This is a genomic window from Kitasatospora sp. NPDC030952, from assembly GCF_055571335.1.
On the sequence record NZ_JBVIFM010000051.1, the window covers coordinates 1 to 9,209 of the forward strand.

A 9,209-nucleotide genomic window follows, 5' to 3' on the forward strand; every position below is an offset into this window, starting at 1 on the left:
TGGCACGCTGTTGAGTTCTCAAGGAACGGACGCTTCCTTCGGACCGCCTTCCAGCGGGCCCTCCGGGCGCTTCGTTCTTTCGTGTTTCCAGCTTACCAGATGTTTTCCGCTCCGTTTTCCGGGGCTTCGTCATCCAACTCGCTGGTGTCGTCTGCGGCTTGACGCCCCGTCCGACGTTTCAAACTCTAGCCGATCCCCGCTCCGAAAAGCGAATCCAGCCGCAATCCGATAAAACGAGCACACCGAATAAGCACCAGGCCGAGCCGCGCAAAGCGAAACGACCGGCACGAACCGGAAGTGTGTTTCAAGGGATTGGCTGCCCCGGGACCGTCCGCGCTGATGCGTGTCCGGTGCTCCCTGCCAGGCAACTCGAAGAACACTAGACCTCTGGAGTGGCCGAGTCAAGCACGGCAAGCGAATTCTCGGTGCCCTCGTCCGCCTCGTCCGCCGGCAGCTGGAAGGCCAGGACGGCCACGTCGTCGTCGTGCTCCGAGGTGACGCCCATCGCCCGGAGCAGCCGGGCGCAGATCACCTCGGGGGCGCCGATCGCGCCGGTGAGGGTGCGGGCCAGGAGGTCGAGGCCCTGGTCGATGTCCTCGTCACGGCGTTCGACCAGGCCGTCCGTATAGAGGACGCCGGTCGTACCGGGGAGCAGGCGCAGGGTGTGGGAGACGTGCAGGCCGCCGCCGGTGCCGAGCGGGGGGCCGTTCTGTTCCTCGCTGCGCAGGATGGTTCCGTCGGGGCAGCGCAGCAGCATCGGGAGGTGGCCGGCCGAGGCGTAGGTGAGGGTGCGGTGCTGCGGGTCCCAGACGGCGTAGGTGCAGGTGGCGATCTGGTTGGCGTCGATCTCCATGGCGAGGCCGTCGAGCAGGCACATCACCTCGTGCGGGGGCAGGTCGAGCCGGGCGTAGGCGCGGACGGCGGTGCGCAGCTGGCCCATCACGGCGGCGGCGCGCAGGCCCCGGCCCATGACGTCGCCGATGACGAGTGCCGTGCGTCCGCCGTCGATGGCGATGACGTCGTACCAGTCGCCGCCGACCGCGGCCTCGGCGCCGCCCGGCTGGTAGGTGGCGGCGACCCGGAGGTCTGCGGGCTGGTCGAGCTTCTGCGGGAGCAGGCTGCGCTGGAGGGTGACGGCGGCCTCGCGCTGGCGGCGTTCGGCTTCGCGCAGGCGGGCGGCGGCGAGGACCTGGTCGGTGACCTCGGCGGCGAAGATCAGTACTCCGGCGGGCGGGCCCTCGGCGGGGGTGTCACCGGTGTCGCCGGGGCCGAGGGGGACGCAGGAGACGTTGTAGTAGCGGTTGCCGGTGAGGCCGAGGATGCAGCGGGCCTTGACGCTGCGGGGCCGGCCGCCGCGGATGACCTGGTCCATCAGGGGCAGGACGCCCATGGTGCCGAGCTCGGGGAGCGCCTCGCCCGCCGGCAGGCCGGTGGGGCGTTCGCCGAAGAGTTCGCGGTAGGCCCGGTTGGCGTAGCCGAGCTGGTGGAGCGGGCCGTAGGTGACGGCGACCGGGGCGGGGATGCGGTTGAGGACCTCGCGCAGGTTCTGGGGTTTGTGCGGGTCGAGGAGTTCGGCGGTGTGGGCGGGGCCGGTGGGGTCCCGGGGGCTGGGCACGACGACGCCGTCGGTGGAGGGCGTGCCCTCGTCGGTGCCGGCCCCGTTGGACGGGGCGGCACGCCAGGGGACTCCGGTGAGCCGGGCGCTCCAGCGCATGAGGTTCAAACGACGGCCGCTTCCTCGTTTTCCAGGCATATCATCACTTTTTGTGTACGCAGCGGCACACGGGGTAATGACCAGTTCGGGCTGATCCTGTCAGGCGGAGGCCCGGTTCCGGAAGTCGCCCGCCCGGCGTGGCCGTCGGATCGGCGTTCCGTTCGCCGTTCCGATCGGCCCTCGGAACGGCCACCCGGCCGGCCACCCGGCCGCTAACCGGGCCGTTCGGGCCCGGCGTCGAAACCGCCCTCGAAGACCGAGCGCGGGTGCTCCATCGCCCCCAGCGAGACCACCTCGCGGGAGAACACCCCGCCCAGCACCCAGTCCACCAGCACCCGCACCCGGCGCTCCGTGCTCGGCAGCCGCCGTAGGTGCCGGGCCCGGTGCAGCCACCACGCCCGCCGCCCGGTGAGCCGGCCGCCGCCCCGGGTGTGGGCGACGGCCCGGTGCAGGCCGAGCGAGGTCGAGCAGGCGGCGGGGCCGGGCCGGTACTCGACCAGCCCCGGCGCGTGCGGCCCGCCGGCCAGGGCCAGCGCGATGTTGCGGGCGAGCAGTTCGGCCTGGGCGAAGGCGTGCTGGACGTTGGGCGCGCAGGGGGCGCCGTCCGCGTTCGGATCGGGTACGGCGGCGCAGTCCCCGGCCGCCCACACCCCGGGCAGGGCCCGGCCGTCCGGGCCGACGGCCTGGAGGGTGGCCAGGCAGCGGACCCGGCCGGCGGTGTCCAGCGGCAGGTCGGTGTCGCGCAGCATCGGTGCAGGCCGGACGCCTGCCGTCCAGACCAGGGTCCGGGCCCCGAAGCGGCTGCCGTCGGAGAGCGCGGCGACCCCGCCGGCGGCGGACTCCAGGGTGGTGCGCAGCCTGACGTCGACGCCGCGCTCGCGCAGTTGGCCGAGGGTGTGCTCGGCGAGCTCGGGCGACTCCTCGGCCAGGATCCGGTCGGTCGCCTCGACCAGCACCCAGCGCAGGTCCTCGGCGCGGACGTTGTGGTAGCTCCGTACGGCGGTCCGGACCATGTCCTCCAGCTCGGCGAGCGCGCCGACGCCCGCGTAGCCGGCGCCGACGAAGACGAAGGTGAGCGCGGACTGCCGCAGGGCCGGGTCGCGGGTGGCGGAGGCGAGGTCGAGCTGCTCCAGCACGTGGTTGCGCAGGTGCACCGCCTCGGCGACGGTGGAGAAGCCGTGCCCGTGCTCGGCCAGCCCGGGCACCGGCGCGGTGCGGGAGACCGAGCCGGGGGCCACCACCAGGACGTCGTAAGGGAGTTCGAGCGGCGCCGGGGTCTCGCCGGGGCCCGCGGCGTCGGCCAGGGCACGGCGGGCGGCGTGTTCGATCCGGGTGACCCGGGCGGTGAGCACCCGGCAGTGCGGCAGGGCCCGGCGCAGCGGGACGACCACGTGCCGCGGGTCGATCGAGCCGGCCGCGACCTCGGCCAGCAGCGGGTGGTAGGTGGAGTACGACTGGGGTTCGACGACGGTGATCTCCACTTCACCGCGTCGCAGCTGCTCCCGCAGGCCACGCTGGAGGTGGAGCGCGGTGGCCATCCCGGCGCAGCCGCCGCCGGCGATCAGGATCCTGATGGTGCACCTCCTGCCGATGTGACGTTTCGTCCCGGCCTCGCGGCCGGGGGTGTCCCCCCATCACGCCCCCCTATGAAGGACCGGCGGAGGTGGTCTTGTCCACAGTCCGTACGGGGCTGGTTGGGACGGAAGTGGCAGCCGTGACCAGTTGTGCTTGCTGGGCGACTTTCTGACGCACTTTCGGCCGCGAAGAGCCGTGAACTATGGTCGGATTGTGTGCCGGAGCGGCCACCGCCATGACAACCGGCGGCGACGCACCGTGGAGCGGCCACTACGGCCAGTTCCAGCGTTGGCTCGACAACCCGACTGGGGGAGAGTCATCCGGGGAAGGGTAGTTCCCGGACGAGGCCCCGGGCGGTGCCGACGCGCCGAGCCGGACGCCGAGGCGGCCCGGCGGCACGACCGTGGTCACCTGAACGGGACGGGCGGCACAGAGCGATGGGTCATCTGGTCATTTCTGCCGGGCCGAGCTGCACCGGGGGGTGCAGGGGCGGGCGACGACAGGGTCCGGTTTCGGACGCCTGCGGGGGAGAGTTGGGATGATGGAGCAGAAGCAGGCATTGGGGCGGGCGGGCACACCGCACGCCGGACAGGGCATGGTGCCGGAGCAGCGCGGCCCGCTGGACCTGCCCCAGGGCGGGATGGCGTACGCGGCCGTCCCGTACCGGGCGGATCCTCCTCAGGCGGCGGCGCCGGTCCCCGGGGCCCGGCTGCGGGTTGACGCCCGGCGGAACCTGGAGAGCGTGCTGCGCGCGGCCCGGGAGGTGTTCGGCGAGTTCGGCTACGGCGCTCCGATGGAGGAGGTCGCACGCCGGGCCGGGGTCGGCGTCGGCACCGTCTACCGACGGTTCCCGAGCAAGGAGGTGCTGGTCCAGCGGATCGCCGCCGAGGAGGTGGCCTGGCTGACCGCGCAGGCACGGGAGTCGCTGTACGGCGGCGACGGCGCCTGGGACGCCCTGGCCGGGTACCTGGCCCGGGCGGTCGGCACCGGAGCCGGGCGGCTGCTGCCGCCGGAGGCGTTCCGGTACGCGGAGGAGCTGGGCCGGGTGCCCGAACAGCGGGCGGCGGAAACGCCGGCGGCCGTGCGCTTCGACCTGCGGGACGAGGAGGCGCGCGCCGGGGCGGCGGCCGAACCGTCGTCGGCGGACGCCGATCCGCGGCTGCTGCTGCAGCTGTTGGCCGCCCTGGTGGCGCGGGCCGGTGCGGCGGGCGAGCTGCGGCCGGGCGTCACGGTGTCGGACGTGGTGCTGGTGCTGACCGCGTCGGTGCCGGTGCACGCGGCGCGGCCCTCGGTCACGGCGCCGACGGCGGCCGGTTTCACGGCGGTTGGTCCGCAGCCGGACGGTCAACCGGCCGCCGGGCCGTCGGACCGGCTGCTGCAGATACTGCTGGACGGTCTGCGGTCACGCTGACCTCTCGGCTCGGCCCGCCACCGGGACGTCCTGGTGGACGGGGGCAGCGGCGGACGCGTCGGACCAGGCACGGGCGACGCGCCCGACGGGCACGGGGAGTTGGGCGGGACACCGGCGCGCGAGCAGGGTACGCGCGCCGGGTGCGGACGTCGTGCGACCCCGCGCCGCACGCTGGGCGAACATATCCGCGACGGCCCCTCGGAAGAGTGGGTACCGGCCGGTCCGGCTACCGCGGGTCCCTGCGCTATGCCATCCTTTGCCCGTGGTTGGAGCCAATGTCCCGATGCGCGCCCTTCGCGCGCCGTCGGCGCCGTACATCGGGGAACCGTGCGCCTACGCACTCCCGCGCGCCCTGCCACACTACGGGGGCTGTCGTGGAATCTGGGGTCCGTTGTGAGCGCCGAGGAACAGAACGACTACGGGTACGGCCTCGACTTCGGGGGCCTCTCCGGTAGTACGGCCGGAGGGTCCGCCGCGGGCCCCGGCGGTACCGGATCCGCCCAAGTACCGGGCGCCGCAGGCGGTTCGGGTTCCGCCGGCGGTCCGGGTTCCGCCGGCGGTCCGGGTTCCGCCGCCGGTCCGGGCGGCACCGGCGGTCCCGGTGGTGGACACGTCCCCGACCAGGCCGGGATGCCCAGCCGCGAGTCGCTCTCCGCCTCTGCCTCCGCCGCCGCCCTGCCGTCCGGCCGGGTGCCCGGCCAGGCCCCCGCCGGCCGCGGCGGGGTCGCCCCCGAGGCGTTCGTCGGCGACCGCCGGTCCGCCCGGCCCACCGTGCCCGCCCCCGCCGACCCGGTGGACGGCGAGCGGCCGCCCTCCGACGCCGAGTTGACCGCCCGGGTCCGGGCCGGCGATGACACCGCGTACGAGGAGATCTACCTCCGGCACGTCGACTCCGTCCGCCGCTACGCCCGCACCTGCTGCCGGGACAGCTTCACCGCCGAGGACCTCGCCGGCGAGGTCTTCGCCCGCACCCTGCAGGCCCTCAAGGCGGGCAAGGGCCCGGAGTTCGCCGTCCGCGCCTACCTGCTGACCGCCGTGCGCAACGTCGCCGCCGCCTGGACCCGCAGCGAACGGCGCGAACAACTCGTCGACGACTTCGGGGTGTTCGCCCAGAGCTCGGCCGCCGTGGTCGACTTCGACCTCGCCGACCCCGGCGCCGACGCCTGGGCGATGGCGATGGCCGACCAGCGCATGGTCATGCAGGCCTACGCCGAACTGCCCGAGGACGACCGGGTCGTGCTCTGGCACACCGAGGTCGAGCAGGAATCGCCCAAGACCGTCGCCGTGATGCTCGGCAAGACCGCCAACGCGACCGCCGTCCAGGCCCACCGGGCCCGCGACCGGCTGGCCGCCGGCTTCCTCCAGGCCCACGTCTCCGGCAGCCAGGACAGCACCTGCGAGTCCTACGCCAACCGGCTCGGGGCGTACGCGCGCGGCTCGCTGCGCAAGCGGGCCTCGGCCGAGGTCGGACGGCACCTCAAGGAGTGCGACCGCTGCACGGCGGCCTGCCTGGAACTCACCGAGATCAACACCGGTCTGCGCGCGCTGCTGCCCGGCGGCGTGCTGGTCTGGATCGGGGTCGGCGGGTTCAGCGCCGCCGCGGCCGCCGTGGGCGGGGTCGCCGCGGTCGGCGGAGCGGCCGCGGCGGGGACGGCGGCCGCGGCCGGGTCCTCGGGCGCTTCCGGTGCGGCCGGGGCTTCCGGTGCGGCCGGTGCCGCCGGGGCTTCGGGTGCTTCCGGCGGGAGTACGGCCGCTGCCGCGGCCGGCGAGGGGCTGGGCACCGCCGCCAAAGCCGGGATCGCCGCCGCCGTCGCGGTGGCCGCCGCCGCCGTGGCCGCGTACGCCCTCACCGGCTCGCCCGAGCCCAAGCCGCCCGCCGCCGCTCCCCCGGTCACCACCGCGCCGGTCACGCCCGCCCCGGTGGCCCCCGTGCCCGCAGCCCCCGCGGCTGCCCCCGCACCCGCGCCCGCACCCAGCAGCGCCGCCCCGGAGCCGCCCGCGCCCAGCCCGAGCAGCAGCCCCAGCCCGAGCCCGAAGCCCAGCGCGAAGCCGAGCCCACCCCCGGCGGCCACCCGGGCCCCGCGGAGCGAACCGCCCGCCCCACCCGTCGAACGCACCCCCGAGCTGCCCGCCGTCCCGACCCCGACCCTGCCGCCGGTGCCGACCCCGGACGTGCCCGACGTCCCGACGCCCACCCTGCCGCCGGTGCCGACGCCGATCGTCACGCCCACCCCGCCCGCGCCCAGCGACTTCTGGGGCGACTCGCTGCCCGTGGTCAAGCCCGGTCACAACCGGGTGCCGCCCGAGGGGCCGAGCATCCGGCAGAAGGGCAGCGACCGGTTCTGGCAGCGCGACGGCGGCTGGATCGGCGGCGACTACCACCCCCACGCCATCACCGTGCACGCCCCGGCGACCACGCTGATCGACCTCAACCGCAGCTGCACCTCCTTCGACGCCGTCGCCGGGGTCGACGACGCCACGCTGGGCCCCGGCGGGGTGGTCTTCACCGTCCAGGGCGGCGACGGCAGCACCCTGTGGCGCTCCCGGACCCTCGCCGCCGGCGACGACGCGGTGCCGGTGCACGTACCGCTCGCCGGGCAGAAGTCCATCCGGCTGGTGGTCACGCCCGCGCACGGGATCTGGTCGGCGCTGAACGTCGCGGACTGGGCGCAGGCCCGGTTCAGGTGCACCTGACCGTCCGGACACGGCTCGGGGCCCGTCCGAGGAGCTGGTGACAGCTCCCGGGACGGGCCCCTTCGTGGTCCGGCGTCGGGTCGTCCGGCGTCGGGTCGGCCGGCGTCAGATCGTCCGGCGCCGGGTCGGCCGGCGTCAGATCGTCCGGCGCCGGGTCGGCCGGCGTCAGATCGCGCAGGATCCGTCCGCGCAGGCCTCCCCGGCCTGGGCGACCGGCACCGGCGCCGGGCGGCGCTCACCGATCTCGGCGGCGACCTGCTCCAGCACCTTGCGGAAGGTCGCGGCGTCCTGCCCGCCCTGGACCGCCCACTTGCCCTCGAACACGAACGTCGGGACGGCGCTGATGCCCAGCTCACGGGCCTCCGCCAGCTGGGCGCGGACCTCGGCGGTGCCCTCGTCGCCCGCCAGGTAGGCCGTCACCCGCTCGCGGTCCAGGCCCGCCGCCACGGCGACGTCCGCCAGCGCGGTGCGGTCGCCGACGTCCACGCCGTCGGTGAAGTGCGCCTTCAGCAGCGCCTCCTTCAGCCGGCCCTGCACCTCGGCGCCGTACTCGGCCTCGGCGAGGTGCAGCAGGCGGTGGCCCAGGAAGGTGTTGGCGTGCAGGGCCGCGTCGAAGTCGTACGTGATGCCCTCGGCCTGGCCCAGCTCGGCCACCCGCGCGTCCATCGCGACCGACTGCGGGCCGTAGCGCTCGGCCAGCCAGGCCCGGTGCGGGCTCGCGGTCGCCGGCGCGTCCGGGACCAGCTGGTACGGGCGGTAGACGACCTCGACACCCTCCTTGCCGGGGAAGTCCGCCAGGGCCTGCTCGAAACGGCGCTTGCCGATGTAGCACCAGGGGCAGGCGATGTCGGACCAGATCTCGACCTTCATGTTCGGGGGGCTCCAGGGGCGTGTCGGGGTGGGGGTACGAGATAGGTGAACGATGAACCATCTCGGTACATTCCCGGCACTGGCGCTGGCACTGGCACTGGCACCGGCCCGGGACCGGTTCCGTCGGCTCAGGCCTCCGCGGGCGCCGGGACCACCAGGACCGGGCACGCCGCGTGGTGCACCGCCGCCGAACTCACCGAACCCAGCAGCAGCCGGGAGAAACCCCCGTTGCCCCGAGTGCCGACCACCAGCGTGTGCTGCCGGGTCGACGCCGCCAGCAGCACCTCGATCACATTGCCCAGCACCACGTGCAGCGACATCTCCCCCGCGTACGGCCGCACCCGCTGCCGCAGCACCGTCGCCACCGCCCGGCGCAGCCCGTCCGCCATGCTCTCGACCAGCGTCTCCACGCTCTCCTGTACCAGCTCCGCCATTCCCGGCGGGTACCCGGCCGGCGCCGGGTTCACCACGGCCAGCACGTACAGCGGCAGCCCGAACAGCTCCGCCTCCGTCATCGCCCGGTCCAGCGCCCACAGCGAGCCGTCCGACCCGTCACACGCCGCCAGCACCCCCGGTGGCCGCCCCGTCGGCGGCCGCCCCAGCACCGACAGCACCACGGGAACCTCCCGCCCCGGGCTCACACCGGCCACCGCACACTCTCCTCACCGCGGACTCACAGCCGCGTAATCATCGCCCGGCTGGTGGAGGGGCCGGCTGGAGCCGCGCCGGGGGTGGGGGTGGGGGTTTCTGTTTGTGGGGGTGGGCTTTCGGGAGGGTGGGTGGCCGGGGGCGGTTCCGGGGGTGGGCGCTCCGGGGGCTGGGTGATTTTCGGACCGCCGACCCTCATCGAGGGGGGTGCTCGCCGTGGGCGGTCTGAAAATCACCCGTCACGCCCCTCTCCGCACCCACCCCCTCCACCGCCCCCTCCCGCAGCGCGTCCCTCTC

Annotated in this window: 5 protein-coding genes and 1 pseudogene; 2 read left to right on the top strand and 4 right to left on the bottom strand. The window is 74.8% G+C overall.

Annotated features, from left to right (window positions below; genetic code table 11):
- Positions 1-400: 400 nt before the first annotated feature.
- Both ACZ47G_RS39415 and ACZ47G_RS39420 read right to left on the bottom strand, forming a co-directional pair.
- Positions 401-1,723: pseudogene (locus ACZ47G_RS39415) on the bottom strand (SpoIIE family protein phosphatase); the annotation flags it as partial.
- 203 nt (positions 1,724-1,926) lie between these two features.
- Entirely contained in the window at positions 1,927-3,252 is a 1,326-nt protein-coding gene (locus tag ACZ47G_RS39420) for an NAD(P)/FAD-dependent oxidoreductase (RefSeq protein ID WP_465751314.1), read from the bottom strand.
- Between the two features lie 575 nt (positions 3,253-3,827).
- Here ACZ47G_RS39420 and ACZ47G_RS39425 point away from each other — a divergent pair.
- Positions 3,828-4,700, top strand: coding sequence for a TetR/AcrR family transcriptional regulator (locus ACZ47G_RS39425; protein WP_465751316.1), 873 nt, complete (start codon positions 3,828-3,830; stop codon positions 4,698-4,700).
- 630 nt (positions 4,701-5,330) lie between these two features.
- Positions 5,331-7,394, top strand: a complete 2,064-nt coding sequence (locus ACZ47G_RS39430) for a sigma-70 family RNA polymerase sigma factor (RefSeq protein WP_465751318.1) — start codon at positions 5,331-5,333, stop codon at positions 7,392-7,394.
- 165 nt (positions 7,395-7,559) lie between these two features.
- On the opposite strand, the gene ACZ47G_RS39435 is transcribed toward ACZ47G_RS39430, so the two are convergent.
- Both ACZ47G_RS39435 and ACZ47G_RS39440 read right to left on the bottom strand, forming a co-directional pair.
- Positions 7,560-8,264, bottom strand: coding sequence for a DsbA family oxidoreductase (locus ACZ47G_RS39435; protein WP_465751320.1), 705 nt, complete (start codon positions 8,262-8,264; stop codon positions 7,560-7,562).
- Between the two features lie 128 nt (positions 8,265-8,392).
- Positions 8,393-8,914, bottom strand: a complete 522-nt coding sequence (locus tag ACZ47G_RS39440; RefSeq protein ID WP_465751322.1) for a universal stress protein — start codon at positions 8,912-8,914, stop codon at positions 8,393-8,395.
- Positions 8,915-9,209: the final 295 nt, after the last annotated feature.